A 15267-nucleotide genomic window follows, 5' to 3' on the forward strand; every position below is an offset into this window, starting at 1 on the left:
GGAACCACGCCGGGCCCGCCACGGCGGGCCCGGCTCCGTCAGACCGACATCGGCTCCAGCTCACGCCGGAACCGCTTCTCGCTCCGAGCTGTCCGGGTCAGCGGATGGTCGTCGCCGAGCTGCCGGGACAGCTCCACGACGACCTCCTCCCGCAGCTGCACGGCCTCGTCCTCGCGCCCCATCGCCTCCAGCGTGAGCGCCATGTTCGAGGTCATGGCCAGTGTCTCCGGGTGATGGGCGCCGAGCGCGTCGCGCAGTTGGGCGGTGAGCCGCTGCTCGGTCTCCAGCACGATGTCCAGCTCGCCCCGGTCCGCCGTGGCGTTGGCCAGGTTCATCACGCAGAAGAGGGTGTTCGGGTGCTCGCGGCCGAAGGCCTCGCGCATCGAGGCGACCACCATCTTGAGCAGCCTCTCCGCCTCTTCCGGCTCCCCGGTCGCGGAGAGGTAGATGGCGAGGTTGTTCTGTGCCGCCAGGGTGTACGGGTGCTTCTCCCCCGGCACCTTCCGGTACTGGTCCACGACCTCCTGCGCCGTGTTCCTCGCCTCGACGGTCTCGCCCGCCGCGTACAGGTCCGCGGCCAGGTTGAGGTCGCAGGCCAGCGAATCGGGGTTGGCGGTGGTGTACTTCGCCCGGTACCGGGCGCGGGTCGCCACCGTCAGCCTGCGGGCGTCCTCCAGCCGCCCGGCCCGGCGCAGCGACACCGCGAGGCTCTTCGCCGCGCTGAGCGTGGCGGGGAAGGAGCGGCCCATGGTCCGCTTGAAGCTCTCGTAGGCGCGGCTGAGCAGCCCCACGGAGTCCTCGTACCGCCCGACCTCGCGCAGATCGCGGGCGAGGTTCATGGCGGAGGACAGGCTGCTGGGGTGTTCCGCGCCGAGCACCTGGGAGCGCAGGTCGTAGACGTCCTGGTCGATCTCGCGGGCCCGCGCGTACTGGCCGACGCTGCGCAGGTTCAGCGCCAGGTTGTTGGCGGCGGCCAGGGTCCTGGGGTGGGAGTCGTGGAAGATCTGGCTGAAGCCCTCGTGGGCCTCGGTCGCCATCTCGATCGCCGTGCCGTAGTCGCCGAGCAGGCCGAGGTCGATGGCCAGGCTGCTGGTGGTCATGTACGTGTGCGGGTGCTCGGGGCCGAGCACCTCCCGCTGCCGCTGGAGGGTCAGCTCGTCGAGCTCCTTGGCCTCCACGTACCGCCCGCGGGTGCGCAGGATGTTGGAGAGGTGGAAGCAGAGGTAGAGGTACTGCAGGTCCCGCTCGCCCAGCTTCTCCAGCCAGACCTCCCGCAGCTCCTCCCCGAGGCTCGCCGCGGTCCTGACGTCCCCGCGCTTCCACAGGTAGCGCACCCGGTCGATCAGGAGCCTGCGGACCTCGGGCTCCTTGCAGTGGCGCGCCTCGGACGGGCCGAGGTGCGGCCAGATCGTGGCGAAGCGCGGCCAGGTCTCCGGGTTGTCGATCGGCTCGTCGCCGTCGGGCCGGGCTCCGGCCAGCACCCGGTGGACCACGTGCCGGGCCTCGCGCTGCTCCTGCTCGCTGAGCTGTGCCTTGATCACGGCCTGGACGAGGCGGTGCACCTGGATGGAGTTGGAGACCTGGTCGACCTTGGCGAGGGCGAACCGGCCGATCTCGCGGATGACCCGGCCCAGCACCAGCTTCTCCTGGAGTGAGGAGTCGTACGGCTTCAGCGCCTCGATCATCTCCTTGCTGTAGAGGAGGTCGGCGGAGATCGGCTCCGGGGCGAAGAAGGCGCAGAGCTGGAGCAGCCGCACGGCCGCGGGCGAGCGCTCCTTGAGCCGGGCGATGGAGATGTTCCAGGTGGCGGCGACCGGCTGCGGGTATCCCGGGGGCTGGTTGAGGGCGAGCACCTGGGGTGCCTGCCGGGAGAGCTGTTCGAGATAGGTGTCGATGGGGGTGGCGGTCTCCGCGATCCAGGCCGCCGCCTGTTCGACGGCGAGCGGCAGGTCACCCACGGCGGTGGCCACCTGGTTCGCGTCGTCGATGCCGAGTCCCGGGGCCCGGCGCTGGAGGTGCTCGATGGACTCCTCCCGCAGGAAGACGTCGACGGGCAGCGCGTCCCCGTGCTGGGACCAGCTCTGGTTGCGGGAGGTCACCAGGATGTGGCCGGAGCCGCCCTGCGGGAAGTAGCGGCGCAGCTGTTCGGGGTCGTCGGCGTTGTCGAAGACCAGCAGCCAGCGGTCCGAGGGGACGCCGCGCCGGAGCAGGTCGACGGCCTCCTGGGAGGCGGCCGCCATGTCGTCGCCGCCCTGGGCGCCGAGCCGGACGGCGAGCTCGGCGAGCGAGGCGACCACGTCGTCGGTCTGCTCGGAGGATATCCACCAGACCAGGTCGTAGTCGGCCATGAAGCGGTGTACGTACTCCAGGGCGACCTGGGTCTTGCCGACGCCGCCGAGTCCGTACAGGGTCTGGGGCTGCGGCAGGACGACGGCCATCCCGCCGCCGAGCTGGTCGCGCATCCGCTCCAGCACGAGGGAGCGGCCGGTGAAGCCGGGGTTGCGGGGCGGGGCGTTCCAGATCTTGGGCACCGCGCCGGGGAAGCGGGGCCCGGGAGAGACCCCGTCGGTCACCTGTACCGGCCGGTCCAGGGCCCGCATCAGGGCGGAGGTGGCGTGCACCTCGTCGAGCCGGAACAGGTCGACCGGGTTGCGGTCGATGTACGGGGCGGTCAGGCGTACGTCCCCGATCCGCAGCGCCAGCAGCTGGCGGCGGCCGCCGCCGGGGTCCTCGGCGACCGCCCGTTCCCACACCTCCACCGCGCGCTGCGACTTGAGGTAGGCGCTGGAGAGCAGCACCACGGTGCGGGCGGCGGTCTCCGGGGTGATCGCCGACGCCTCCTGTTCGGGCCGTTCGGCGGAGACGTCGCGCGGGACGACGCGGAACCCGGCCCGGGTGAGGACCGATTCGATCCAGTCGGCCCACATCCGGTTCTCCGCCACATAGCTGAGGAAGAGGTCGGCGGGCAGGCTCGGCCGGCGCCGGGTGAAGGCGTCGCGGATCCGCAGGCGTACCTCCTCGCCGACCGGCGGCATCGAGGTGATCTCCTGACCGGTGATGACCGCGGTGAGCCGCTCGAAGGCGGAGAGCAGGGAGTTGGTGAGCCCGGCCTCGTCACCGAAGGTGGCGAGCGTCTCCTCGTAGGCGTAGTAGGGGCGGTAGGGGATCTCCACCGCGCCCCAGTAGGCGGTGAGTTCGTCGCCGGACAGGTCGCGGGGCAGCCGGTCGAACTTGAGCCGGGCCACCGCGCGTCCGGCGTCCGCCTTCTCCTTCTCGCCCTCGTCGATCCGCATGGGTACGGGGAAGATGGAGATGGGGCGGCCGGTGTAGCGCTCGGCGATCTGGCGGGCCACGGCGGCGGCGCCGTCGATGGACTGGTCGCTGAGGGTGAAGCAGTCGACGAGGACGTCGGGGAGGTGGACGGTGCAGATGTCGGCGATGTCGCTGAGGCCGGTCCGGCTGTCGATGAGGACGTAGTCGTAGTTGGCCTTCATGTCCTCGCGCAGCGCGTCGAAGAAGTGCCCGCCGCCGAGCCGGTCGTAGAAGTTGTCCCAGTCGAAGGTGGAGACGGTCGCGGAGTACTCGCGGTTCTGCCGTCCGGCGGAGACGAAGTCGAGGGTGCCGCCCCGCGGGAACTCCCAGCCGAGCGACTCCGGGGTCAGGGAGACGGCGTGCGGCTGGATGCGGGCGTAGTCGCGGTGCCAGTCCGCCGCGCGCTGGGCGGGGCTGGTCGCGGCCCAGGCGTACTCGGTGATCAGGTCGATCACACCGGTGGTGGCGCCGAGGGTGGCGGGTTCGAGGAAGGGGTGGAAGAACCGGTGGAGTCCGGGGGCCTCCAGGTCCCAGTCGACGGCCAGCACCCGTTTGCCGTTGGCGGCGAGGATCCAGGCGGTGTTGGCCAGGGCCATGGTGCGTCCCGTGCCGCCCTTGTACGAGTAGAAAGTGACGATGCGCCCGTCACGACCGGCACTCATAGGTCCTCCGCTTCCGTCGCAGGGTCGTGCGGGTCGGGTGTGTAGCCGGTGTCGCCCATGGGGCCCGTCAGCCGGGTCCGTTCGCCGTGTCCTCGGCCGGTGACCGGCGGGTAGGCCTTCGCGTGCTTCAGGTACTGCTGGGCGGCCACTTCGACGACCTGGGGCAGGATCTGGCCGAACGCCTCCATCGTCGGCACCCCTCGGGCCGCGGCGCGGCAGAAGGTCCGTCCGTGGCGCATCTTGGCCGGCATGGTCGCTTCGAGTTTCTCGGTCAGTTCGGCCTCCGCCGCCCGGCTCTGGTGGTCCTCGCGGCTCCACGGCACGACCATGGTCACCCAGGGCCGGTCCTCCGCGTCGAAGGCGGCGAGCCTGCGCCGGCGGTCCTCGTCCTGGAGGGCCCAGCGGTCGACGAGGAGGATCTCGGGGGTGCTGGGCGGCGCCTTGCCCTCGGGCCTGCCCGATTCCTCGTCGAACGAGGTGATGCGGGCCTGGTAGTTGAGTGAGCGCACCAGCTCCTCGGCGACATAGGCCAGGGGGCGGGCGGCGGCCGGATGGTAGGGGTTCCAGTCCTGCGGGTGGTCGCCGTAGTAGTCGCTGTTGCGCCCTTCGGGCAGGTCGTGACGGGTGGGCGCGGCGATGGTGATCTGCATCGGCCGGGGGGCGCCGACGCCGCTGCTCGGGGAGCCGAAGGCGCTGGGTGCGAGGCGGTAGTCGACGGGCCTGCCGGTGTCGATACGGACCGTGTCGGCGACGCTGACGATGCGTTTGGCCAGTTCGTAGACGGCCCGTTCGTATTCCTGGGCGAAGAGTCTCAGCTTGATCAGGCCGTAGAGGCCGTCGGTGACGTACCGCTCCCCGAAGTCGCGGTGGTTGAACTGTAACCGCTCGGCAGAGCCCGGGAGTTGGCTCAGTGGTACCGGGACCCAGAGGGCCGGGACGATCGCTTCGGCGGGCTGGTTGGAGCGGGCCCGGTGGTGGATGGCCCGCTGTTCGAAGGCGTGCCACTCCTTGCCGCACATCTCACTGGCGAAGTAGCGGGGGGAGAACAGCGGGACGAAGACCCGGCAGGTGGCGAGAACCTCGCCGAGCCGTTCCGACCAGCCTTCGCCGGAGCGTATCTCCCGGTCCATGAAGCCGGGGGACGCGCCGGCGGGAAGGTCGGTCATGGCCAGCACATGGCCGCACAGGTCGCGGAAAAGGCGTTCGACCCACATATCGGGGTCCGTTCCGCTGCCGTGCCCCGGCGTGTGGGCGTAACTCAGAAAGAAGTACGGCCGATGGTCCGCCGCTCGCTGCTGCGTCGATGCGTGCACACGACCCCCGTCCTGTGTGAGCACTCGCACCCGAGGATGAGGAAGGGAATGCGAGCGAATTCATCATTCCGGAGCGGGCTGCGCTTACCCCCCTGCCGTTCGGTCATTGAACCTCGCTTTCCGGTCAACCGTCAGGATGTTCGACGCATGACCCGCATGATCGGAATGACCTTGCCACCATTCCTCCCGGATGTCCCCCTGTGTGCCACCGGCCTCTTTGCGGAGGGCCGCGATCAGTTGCTTCCCGTCGATGGTCGGCTCGGCCGCCGTCTCGATCATGTCGAGGACTTCGGGTACGCCTTCGAGGAAGCGCGGCTCGAAAAGACCGAGTCCCACCCGTTCGAATGTCTCGGCCAGCAAACGGGAGAACGGAACGGGCTCGTCCTGCCAGGGCGTTCGATGTTCCCAGGAACCGTCCGAGGCGTAAAGATCCGTCACTTCGGTCAGCGCCCGGAACTTCGCCCGGCGGAAGCCGCTCAGCAGCCCGAGCGCCAGCTCCTTCGCGTCCCCCGTGACCGTGAGCCCGAGCCCGCCGTAGCCGTGGCGACCCGGCGCGGACGGAGCGCGCAGGAGCGGGGTCAGCGTGGTCAGCGTCGACGCCGCCTCGGCGCACTGGCCCGGCACGGTGTCGTCGAGCAGGGCCCAGGCCGCACCGATCCGGTCCCCCCAGGCGTCGGCCTCCGCCCGGTCGAGCCGCTCGGCCGGGGGGGTGTCGAAGCAGTGGCGGTACGGATCGAGGTCGTCCAGGGCGAACGCGGGCGCCGGGCCGGAGCGCAGCGTACGCACCGGCCGCCAGTGCGGGCCGTCCTCCGCACCGGGCTCGACGCGCAGCTCCGCGGCGGGGCCGGCCTGCTCCAGGTGGACCAGGAACCCCTCTCCGGTGGCCCGCACCACGGCCGCGCCCCGCTCGCCCGGGCCACCGGCCCGTACGGCACCGAGCCCCGGCAGGAACAGGGCGCCGTCCCGGTGGGCCACCGGGACGGCCAGGTCGAGTCCGCCCCGTACGACCGCGGCGGCCACCGACACGGCCAGCCGCTCAGCCGGGAGATCCGCCCGGGCCGGGCCCCCCGTCCGCACCGCGCGCAGCGCGTCGAGCAGCCAGGTACGCGTATAGGGGTGGGAGAGCACCGCGTCGAGCGCCGCCGCGCCCTCGGCGCTCCGCTCCACCTCCGCGGCCAGGTGCCAGGCCTGGTCCCAGAGATCGCCGCCGCGGCCGTCGAGTGCGTCGTGGAGGTGGACGAGCAGGGTGCGCGTCAGGTCCTGCTGCGCCGCGACGAGCTCGGCCGGCTCCCGGACGGTGCCGGACTCGGTGGCCGCGGCCGTACGGTCCTCGATGCCCCGCACCAGAGCGGCCAGATCCGCACAGTAGACCGAAGGGTTGTCGAAGCCGTCGGCGGAACGGTAGCGGTGGGTGTACAGCCCGCCACCGCACGAACGAACGACGGGGCACCGGCGGCAGGTCTCGCTGACGCCCGCCAGGCCCAGCTGGCGCGCGCGGACCCCGGGGTGGGCGGCGACCTCGTCGAAGCTGTGGGTGAAGACGTCGAATCCGGTGGCCGCGGCACCCTCGTAGGCGCTCTTGAGCGAGTCGACCTGTTCCAGTTGCCCGTCGGTCTCGATCACGACGAGGTCGGTGGGGGCCAGGCCGAGCGACTCGGTGAGGCTGGGGCCGCCGCTGAGGCTGGAGAGCACCGAGGAGAAGAGCCGCACCGGAACCGGCCGGCCCTGTTCCGTCCAGCGGTCGAAGATCGTGAGCAGCCAGTCGGCGTACGCCGTCGGGGAGCCGTCCGGCCGCGGGGGCGGCTCGTCCCAGGTGGCGTGCGGCAGCAGGAAGTCGACCATCGGCGGGGCGAGTTCGGCGAGGGCCTCGTACACCGCGACCGGGTCGTTGCGGATGTCGACCGTACAGAGCAGACCGAGGTCGAGATGGCGGTAGCGCTCCTGGCGCAGCAGCTCCACGGCCCGCAGCACGAGGGGATGGCTGGTGCGCCCGTCGGCGAAGCGGCGGTGCCGGTCGTTGGCCTCGCGGTCGCCGTCCAGCGAGATACCGACCTTGACGCCGAACTCGGCGAAGAGGTCCAGGTAACGGGGGCTGAGCTGGACTCCGTTGGTGTGGATCCTGAGGTCCAGCTCAGCGATGCCGTGCAGCGCCGAGCCGAGCTCCTCGCAGACCCGTCGCAGACGCGCGGGGCCGGCCAGGAGCGGTTCCCCGCCGTGCAGGATCACTGCGACGGAGGGAAGCGCATGCGTGGTGGCATGCTCGGCCACGCGTCGGGCGGTCCAGGAAACGGCCTCGTCGGAGATGGTCCTGGGGCGGGTCCGCCAGCTCTGATCCGCGTGTTCGTAGACATAACAATGGTCACAGGCCAGGTCGCACCTGCTGTGCACCTTGAGGACGAATTCGCGGAAGGGGACCAGGGGTCCTGTCATTCCGTCATTCTAGCCATCCTGAAGGCGTGGATCAGAGGGCCGAACTGAAGGTGGAAGTCCGGATGGAGCGGCCGGTTGACGCACCGAATACACGGTCGATCTTCCTGGTCGCGTCGGCGCTGCGGGCTTCGGTCGCGGCGAGGGTGGTGCGGGGCTTCGCGTGGGCGAAGGCGGGGGTGGTTCCGTAGGTCTTCACGGCCGTCCTCGGGGATCCTTGATGGTCTATTTCCGGACATTGAAATGCTGCCGGTTTCTGCATATGTGCAGAGTCCGGAAAGGCAGACTTTACTCCCAGGCCGCCCCTTCCACACGCCGACGAACGAGCCGTCACACTCCGTTTCACCGATCGGGACCGCGCCTTCATTCACCCGGCCGAGTGAGCGGGATCCCGGCCGCGCCCCGCCCGCCCGGACCGTCCGGCGGCGTGGGCGGACCGTCCGGCGGGGCGGGCAGTCCCGCCCGCGCCCCGCGGACGAGGTCCAGGACCCGTTCGTGGCTGTCGCCCACCACGTCGGTGACCCGCGCCCGTACGTGCAGGGCGTCGACCTCCTTGACGAACCGGCGCGAGAACGCCCCCGCCAGGACGGTCTCGTAACCCGCGGTTCCCACCAGCGGAAACCCCCGCTCGAAGGCGATGAGCTGGAAGTCCTGCCCGGCCCGCAGCCCGTGCGCCGTGAGCGTGGCCACGGCGTCGGACATGCCGGTCCAGGGCGCGGCCCCGGCGTCGGGGTCACCGCGGTGCACCACCCGGAAGTCCCAGCTCTCGACCACCGCGATGTGCTGACCGCCGTTCAGCACACCCACCCGCCACGCGGGCGTGTCCCCTTCGAGGAACCCCGGGGCCCAGGAGCCACGCCACCCCAGATAGGGGCGGACCGTACGGGCGTACTGCGCCCTCGCCAGCACGGCGCCGACCGCGACGGCCAGCAGGCTGCCGAGCGCCTCCACGTCCAGCAGCTGCAGGCGCCACGGCCAGACGTCCCGGGCGCCGGGGGACACATTGGCCCGGACGGCCTCCCAGAGCAGGACGAGGATCAGCACCGCCAGCAGCACCAGTGGGGCGGTGAAGAGCAGCGGACTGCGGCGCACCCTGCGCTGGCTGTCCTGGAGCGGCACGCCGTCCGCCTCGCCCGTGCCGTCCCGTTCGATGGCCCCTCCCCCCGCCGAGAGCTGACCCCGCCCCGTCGAGAAGTGCGGCAACTCACCTACCGGTGCATACAGTTGAGAAACTCTCTCATACGTCCCGCTTCGCACGAGGGCCTTCGCCCCAAGTGGCCGAAGTCCGCCCCGCAGGCCCCCCGCGAGCCGGTCGCGCCCTTGCCGCGCCCCGGCCCCGGACCTACTCTCGTGGCCCCGGACGGGGCGGGGCGGCCGGGTGACGGCCGGGTCTCACCGACAACCGCAGACGGGGGTGACCATGACGGCGCTGCCTGAACCGCTGAGATCCATGGTCTTCAGGAACGAGGACCTGCCCGCACTCTTCCACCGCACGGACACCATCGCGGTGGCCCGCCAGCGCGAGGCCGTGAACACCACCCGCGTCCAGCTGGCGCTGCTCGTGGCGGGCACGGTGCCCGCGGCGCTCCCGTGGCACGCCGAGGAGACCCCAGCCGTCCAGCTCCTCTACGGTGCGGCCGTGTTGTCGTACCTGGGTGTCCTGTTCACGACCTACCTCGGCTCCCGCCGCAAGGCGAAGTCGCACTGGCAGCTCAACCGCTCAGCCGCGGAGTTCATCAAGTCCCTCTGCTGGCGCTACGCGGTGCACGGTTCACCCTTCGAGAGTGCGGCCGCGCACCCCGAGGCGCTGTTCGCCAGCCGGCTGGAGGAGGGGCTCCAGGAGCTGAGGAAGGTAGGGTGGGCCGATCCGCGGGAGGTGATGGCGGAGAAGGACGGCGCGGTCATCACGGAATCCATGCGCGCGTTACGGGACAAGGCCTTCACCGTACGCAAGGAGACCTATGTACGGGACCGGCTGATCGAGCAGCGGCGGTGGTACCGCAGACGGCGGCTGGTCTCCCGGCGCGGCGCGCTCGTCTGGTCCGGGGCGATCGTCGCGCTGACCCTGCCGGCGCTGGCGCTGAGCGTGCTGCAGGCCTTCGGGGTGGGGCGCTCGCTCGGGCTGACCGGGGTGCTCTCCGCGGCCGGCGCGGCCTGTCTGGCCTGGCACGAGCGGCGCCGCCACCACCCGCTGATCTCCGCGCACTCCCTGGTGGAGGACGACCTGGAGTCGATGCAGGCCGCCATGGAGACCACGCTCACCGAGCGGCAGTGGCCGGTGGCGGTCTTCGAGACCGAGCGGATCGTCTCGCCCGAGCACACCGACTGGCTGGTGCGGCACCGCACCTGAACCGGCTTCGCCTTCGGGGCGGCGCCCCGGGGTCAGCCCCGCTCCACGCCGTCCCGCCAGATGACGGTGACGGGCCGGCCCCGCGCACGGGCGTACGTCACGATGTCGCCCGTGCCGCCGAGGCCCCGGGCCGGGCGGCCGTCCCAGACGGCCAGCAGCCGGTCGCAGTGGTCGGCGATGTAGGCGCCCGCCGCGTAGTACGCCTCGTCGGTGGAGTGCGGGAAGTCCAGCCGGATCTCCTGGGCGGCCCGGGACCTGAGCAGCCGGTAGCGGGCCAGGTCGGCGGCGCTCTCGAAGCAGGCCTCGTAGTCGCCGCTGGGGATCACCACCGTCAGCTTGGCACCGCAGGTGAGGGCGAGGTCGGCGAAGAGCTGGTCCGCGCCGACCGCCAGGCTGGAGAGCGCCTCCGTGGCGCCGTCGAGTCCGCACAGGGCCGCGCGCAGTCCGGCGAGCACATGGGCCTTCGCCCCGGCGGGGATGGCGCGGTGACCGGTGATTCCGATGCGATTCACGGACCTGGGACCCCCTGGTGTCGGCGCTTCGCGTGCGACCGGTCGTGGCGACATCCTCTCAAGAGCCGGGGGGCGTGCGGGAGCCCCCGTCCGGGATTCCGGACGGGGGCTGGTATGTACGGGCAGCTCCGGGCGTGGGCCGGTACGCCGGTCACGGGACCCGGTACACCGGCCGGACGCCTCGGTGCGCCGGTCAGTAGACGCTGACGCCGTACGCGTTCAGGGCCTCGACGACCGGCTGGAAGAAGGTCGTACCGCCGGAGGAGCAGTTGCCGCTGCCGCCGGAGGTGAGACCGATCGCCCGGGTGCCGGAGTAGAGCGGGCCGCCCGAGTCGCCCGGCTCGGCGCAGACGTTGGTGCGGATCATGCCGTACACGACGTCGCCGCCGCCGTAGTTGACGGTGGCGTTGAGGCCGGTGACCGAGCCGCTGCGGGTGCCGGTGGTGGAGCCGCGGCGGGTGACGGCCAGCCCGACGGTGGCGTTGGCGGCGCTGGTGATGTCCTGGCCGCCGACCGTGCCGTCCTTGGGGATGCTGTTGTTCGTGTAGCGCACGATGCCGTAGTCGTTGTTCGGGAAGCTGGAGCCGGAGGTCGTGCCGAGCACCGTGGTGCGGGCGGAGTTGGCCCACCAGGTGGTCGCGCCGTCGGTGCAGTGGCCGGCGGTCAGGAAGTAGTAGGTGGAGCCGCTGCGGACGTTGAAGCCCAGCGAGCACCGTCCGGTGCTGGAGTAGATGGCGTCGCCGCCGGAGATCAGCTTGGTGAACTTCCCGGGGGTGCGCTCGATCTTGAGGGCGGAGGCGTTGCCGCCGGCCGCCTTCTTGATCCGGGCGATCTCCGCCTGGGTCACCGTGCTGTCCACGGTGACCAGGAGGCGGTTGGTCTTCGCGTCGATGTTCCAGGCGGTGCCCGCGATGTCGGCGCCGAGCACGGCGTCGCTCGCGGAGGTCAGCTGGGTGGCGCTGAACGTACCGGTGGGTTCGGCACTGGCGGTGGGAACGGTGAACGCCGCGACGGCGGCGAGTCCGGCGAGGACGGCCGTGGTACGGACACGTCTCGCGTAGGTGCGGCGGGGGTTGGTGCGCTTGATCCTCACGTCGGGTTCCTCCGAGGGGAATCGGGGGCCCTCCTGTGGGGTGGCGGGCCCGTGAGGCGCAGTCGGGGGCCTGGCCGGATTCCGAAGTTGCCGTGCCCCTGACAATCGCTGACGGGAGTATCGAGGGGTCCTGACAACCGGCGCAAGCATGCCTTTCGGCCACCGGCGCACCACACACCCCGCGGCCCCCGGCAGCCGTCGCGCCGCCGGGGGCCGGGAGGACCGGGCGGTTCAGGCGTCCAGGCGGTTCCGCTCCCCCGCCGGGACCGGCACGGTGAGGGTGTTGCCCGGGGGCGGGAAGGGGCAGATGAAATGATCGGCGAAGGCGCACGGCGGCAGCAGCGCGCGGTTGAAGTCGACGTTCACCCTGCCGTCGGCGGCGGGCGGACCGGGGCGCAGGAAGCGGAAGCGGTAGCTGCCGTTCTGGCTGGTGGCGTCGGCGAAGACGGCCCACAGCGAGCCGTCCGGCTCGACCGCCGCCTGGAGCGTGTGCTCGTCCCCGGCCACCGTGAAGGCGATCTCCCCGCCGAGCCCGAGACCCCGCTCGACCCCGTCCGCGTTGGCGACCCGCACCGCCCGCTCCTCGGCGTACGGGCGGAAGGTCCCCGGCAGCGCCCAGTCCGGGTCGTACGGGGTCGCGTCGATGGTCGAGAAGGCGTGCCGCGAGGGTGAGGCCGGGTCGAAGTCCCGTACCGCCCAGAGCCCTTCGCGCCGGAGCACCACCAGCCGCCGCTCGCCCCGCGCCACCCGGGAGTCGTCGACGGGGCCGCGGTCCGCGGTGAGCCGGACCTCGCCGGTCAGCGGCTTGCCGTCGAAAACGATGCCGTCCTCGGCGGTGGCGGTCAGCACCACCTCGTCGCCGTCCTCGCGCCACTGCCCCGGGACGGCCGGAATTCGCCCGTCCGGGTGGTCGGAGAGCCAATGGGTTCCGGTCAGGGAGAGGGGGCCGTAGGGGGCCGCGACCGCGAGGACGCGCTCCTCGTGCCACCGCTGCCAGTCCTGTGCGGCGTCCGGCCCGCCGGCCTGCTGGTGCTGCTGTGCGTCCGTGCTCATGCGATCAACCTTTCCACACCGGCTCCGCCAGGCCGAGGTGCGACCGCAGCGTGGAGCCGGAGTACTCGGAGCGGAATGCTCCGCTCTCCTGGAGGAGCGGGACGACCCGGTCGACGAAGTCGTCCAGCCCACCGGGGGTGAGGTGCGGCACGAGGATGAAGCCGTCGGCCGCCCGCTCGTCGACGAACGCGGTGAGCTCCGCCGCGACGGTCCGCGGGGAGCCGATGAACGACTGCCGGGTGGTCGTCTCGATGACCGTCTGCCGGAGGGAGAGCCCCTTGGCCCCGGCGATCGCGCGCCAGCGGGCGACCACGGCGAACGGGTCCCCGTACAGGACCCTCCCCTTGACGAGGCCGGAGTCGATGACGGGGTCGACCTCGGGGAGCGGCCCGTCGGGGTCGTACGCGGAGAGGTCGCGGCCCCAGAGCTGCTCGGCGGCGAGGATCGCGTTCTGCGGGGAGACCTGCTGCCGGCGGATCTCGTACGCGTGCTCCTGCGCCTCGGCGTCGGTGTCGCCGGTCACCACGGTGACCCCGGGCATGATCTTGAGGTCATCGGGCCTGCGCCCGTACGCGGCGAGCCGTGCCTTGACGTCGGCGTAGAAGGTGCGGCCCGCCTCCAGGGTGCCGTGCCGGGTGAAGATGATGTCGGCGGCGGATGCGGCGAACTCCCGGCCCTCGCCGGAGTCCCCGGCCTGGATCACCACCGGGTGGCCCTGCGGGGAGCGGGGCACGGTGAACTCGCCGGAGATCGTGAACTGCTCCCCCTCGTGGGCGAAGGGCCGCGACCGGCCGTCCGGCGTCCAGGAGTCCCACAGCTCGCGGGCGGTGGCGACGAACTCGGCGGCCCGGGTGTAGCGCTCGGCGCGGTCCAGGTAGCCGCCGCGGCGGAAGTTCTCCCCGGTGAAGGCGTCGGAGGAGGTCACCACGTTCCAGGCGGCGCGCCCCTCGCTGAGGTGGTCCAGGGTGGCGAGCCTGCGGGCCAGCTCGTAGGGCTCGTTGAAGGTGGCGTTCACGGTGGCGGCGAGGCCGAGCCGTTCGGTGACGGCCGCCAGCGCGTTCAGCACGGTCAGCGACTCGGGTCTGCCGACGACGTCGAGGTCGTGGACGCGGCCGTTGTGCTCGCGCAGCCGCAGCCCCTCGGCGAGGAAGAAGAAGTCGAACTTGCCGCGCTCCGCCGTCCTGGCCAGGTGCACGAAGGAGGAGAAGTCGATCTGGCTGCGGGAGCGGGGGTCGGCCCATACGGTGGTGGCGTTGACGCCCGGGAAGTGCGCGGCCAGATGCATGGTGCGGGGCACGGTCAGGCCTCCTTCGACGTGGCCGACGAGGCCGGCACGGCCCTGGCGGTCGCGTAGCGGCTGGCGGGGCGGGCGAGCCCCAGGTGTTCGCGCAGGGTTCCGCCGGGATGGAAGGTGCGGAAGAGGCTGCGGTGCTGGAGGAGGGCCACGGTGCCGTTGACGATCCTTTCGAGGTCGCGCTCGGGGGTGATGGGTGTGAGGTGGAAGCCGTCGGCCGCGCCCGAGCGGTGCCACTGGGCGATGAGGTCGGCGAGGTCGACCGGGCCGCCCCGGAAGTAGGTGCCCCGTCCGGCGAGTTGCGGTCCGCTCTCCAGGCCGGGTTCCGGTGCGCTCTCCACGTCCCCCAGGTCGACGGTGAGCGCGACCAGGACCCGCAGCGCGTCGGGGTCGCGCCCGTGGGCGGCGGCCCTGTCGCGCAGTTCGTCCTGGATCGCGGCGGCCTGCTCAGGGGTGGTGGCCCGGATGTGGGCGATGTCCGCGTGCCGGGCCGCCGCCGCTCTGGCCGGGGCGGTGGTCGCGTCGATGACGGTGACGGGCCTGCCCTGGGGCGGGCGCGGCACGATCGCGGGGCCCTTCACGGTGAAGGTGGAGCCCTCGAAGTCGACGTAATGCAGCTTGTCCCGGTCGATGAAGCGTCCGGTCGCGGTGTCCCGGATCTCGGCGTCGTCCTCCCAGCTGTCCCAGAGCCGCGCGGAGACGTCGGCCACCTCTCCGGCCTCCTGCCACAGGGCGGCGGGCGGGGCGGCGGGGCGTCTGCCGAAGAGCCGGGCCTCCGCCTCGGTGGTGGAGACGTCGACGTGCCAGCCGGCCCGGCCGTTGCTGACCCAGTCCAGGGAGGCGACGGCCGAGGAGACGTGGAAGGGCTCGGTGTGGGTGGTGGTGACGGTCGGGACGAGGCCGATGCGGTCGGTGGCGGGCGCGACGCGGGCGAGGACCGCGAGCGCGTCCAGCCCGGGGCGGGCGAAGGAGTCGCCGAGGGTGACGTAGTCGAGGACGCCGCCCTCGGCGAGCCGGGCGAGGCGGAGGTAGTGGCCGGCGTCGTAGTGCGGCGGGCCGCCGATCTCGGCGGCCAGGTGGAGGGGGGTACGGGCGGACATTGCGGGACCTCTCGGGTCGACGGTCGGGCGGGGCCCCTGGGGGTGTCCGGCGGGTCGGGGCCGGACATCCCCTGGTGGTCATCGGCGGTGCGATGCCCCGGAGCGGGAGACCTGCCGGGCCGCGCGGGACGTGGTGGACATCCCGCGCGGC

At 72.1% G+C, this 15267-nt stretch carries 11 protein-coding genes; 1 reads left to right on the forward strand and 10 read right to left on the reverse strand.

Annotated elements, in window-relative coordinates:
* Positions 1–38 precede the first annotated feature (38 nt).
* The 5 genes from fxsT to ACIQAK_RS16365 form a co-directional block, all read right to left on the reverse strand.
* Positions 39–3974: an FxSxx-COOH system tetratricopeptide repeat protein gene (gene fxsT / locus ACIQAK_RS16345; protein WP_366389678.1), complete on the reverse strand. Its 3936-nt coding sequence runs from the start codon at positions 3972–3974 to the stop codon at positions 39–41.
* Positions 3971–5311 carry an FxsC protein gene (gene fsxC, locus ACIQAK_RS16350; protein ID WP_366389677.1) on the reverse strand — a complete coding sequence of 447 codons (1341 nt, stop codon included), beginning with the start codon at positions 5309–5311 and terminating at the stop codon, positions 3971–3973. The genes fxsT and fsxC overlap by 4 nt, the downstream gene beginning before the upstream one ends.
* 60 nt (positions 5312–5371) lie before the next feature.
* Entirely contained in the window at positions 5372–7717 is a 2346-nt protein-coding gene (gene fxsBH, locus ACIQAK_RS16355) for a radical SAM/SPASM protein FxsBH, inactivated beta-hydroxylase extension form (protein WP_366389676.1), read from the reverse strand.
* A gap of 31 nt (positions 7718–7748) precedes the next feature.
* Positions 7749–7913 (reverse strand): FXSXX-COOH protein, encoded by a 165-nt coding sequence (locus ACIQAK_RS16360; protein WP_366389675.1) that lies wholly within the window; start codon positions 7911–7913, stop codon positions 7749–7751.
* Between the two features lie 164 nt (positions 7914–8077).
* Entirely contained in the window at positions 8078–8917 is an 840-nt protein-coding gene (locus ACIQAK_RS16365) for a hypothetical protein (protein ID WP_366389674.1), read from the reverse strand.
* A gap of 217 nt (positions 8918–9134) precedes the next feature.
* On the opposite strand from ACIQAK_RS16365, the gene ACIQAK_RS16370 reads away from it, so the two are divergent.
* Positions 9135–10064, forward strand: a complete 930-nt coding sequence (locus tag ACIQAK_RS16370; protein ID WP_366389673.1) for a DUF4231 domain-containing protein — start codon at positions 9135–9137, stop codon at positions 10062–10064.
* A 32-nt stretch (positions 10065–10096) separates the two neighbouring features.
* Here the strand turns inward: ACIQAK_RS16370 and ACIQAK_RS16375 are convergent, their stop codons facing one another.
* From ACIQAK_RS16375 to ACIQAK_RS16395, 5 genes are all read right to left on the reverse strand, one after another.
* On the reverse strand, positions 10097–10576 hold the full coding sequence (locus tag ACIQAK_RS16375; RefSeq protein ID WP_366389672.1) for a hypothetical protein: 480 nt from the start codon (positions 10574–10576) through the stop codon (positions 10097–10099).
* Positions 10577–10769: 193 nt separating this feature from the next.
* Positions 10770–11669 carry a S1 family peptidase gene (locus tag ACIQAK_RS16380; RefSeq protein ID WP_366389671.1) on the reverse strand — a complete coding sequence of 300 codons (900 nt, stop codon included), beginning with the start codon at positions 11667–11669 and terminating at the stop codon, positions 10770–10772.
* 231 nt (positions 11670–11900) lie between these two features.
* Positions 11901–12722 carry a DUF1684 domain-containing protein gene (locus tag ACIQAK_RS16385; protein ID WP_366389670.1) on the reverse strand — a complete coding sequence of 274 codons (822 nt, stop codon included), beginning with the start codon at positions 12720–12722 and terminating at the stop codon, positions 11901–11903.
* A 4-nt stretch (positions 12723–12726) separates the two neighbouring features.
* Positions 12727–14007 carry an NtaA/DmoA family FMN-dependent monooxygenase gene (locus ACIQAK_RS16390; protein WP_366389889.1) on the reverse strand — a complete coding sequence of 427 codons (1281 nt, stop codon included), beginning with the start codon at positions 14005–14007 and terminating at the stop codon, positions 12727–12729.
* 14 nt (positions 14008–14021) lie between these two features.
* Positions 14022–15116 carry an LLM class flavin-dependent oxidoreductase gene (locus tag ACIQAK_RS16395; RefSeq protein ID WP_366389669.1) on the reverse strand — a complete coding sequence of 365 codons (1095 nt, stop codon included), beginning with the start codon at positions 15114–15116 and terminating at the stop codon, positions 14022–14024.
* Positions 15117–15267 lie beyond the last annotated feature (151 nt).

Origin of the sequence: Streptomyces sp. NPDC088706, assembly GCF_044752765.1 — a bacterium.
GTDB lineage: Bacteria > Actinomycetota > Actinomycetes > Streptomycetales > Streptomycetaceae > Streptomyces.

Bases quoted from the DNA above. Each gene is read 5' to 3' on its own strand.
- fxsT (WP_366389678.1), bottom strand. From the start codon at position 3,974: ATGAGTGCCGGTCGTGACGGGCGCATCGTCACTTTCTACTCGTACAAG.
- fxsBH (WP_366389676.1), bottom strand. From the start codon at position 7,717: ATGACAGGACCCCTGGTCCCCTTCCGCGAATTCGTCCTCAAGGTGCAC.
- ACIQAK_RS16370 (WP_366389673.1), top strand. From the start codon at position 9,135: ATGACGGCGCTGCCTGAACCGCTGAGATCCATGGTCTTCAGGAACGAG.
- ACIQAK_RS16385 (WP_366389670.1), bottom strand. From the start codon at position 12,722: ATGAGCACGGACGCACAGCAGCACCAGCAGGCCGGCGGGCCGGACGCC.
- ACIQAK_RS16390 (WP_366389889.1), bottom strand. From the start codon at position 14,007: ATGCATCTGGCCGCGCACTTCCCGGGCGTCAACGCCACCACCGTATGG.
- ACIQAK_RS16395 (WP_366389669.1), bottom strand. From the start codon at position 15,116: ATGTCCGCCCGTACCCCCCTCCACCTGGCCGCCGAGATCGGCGGCCCG.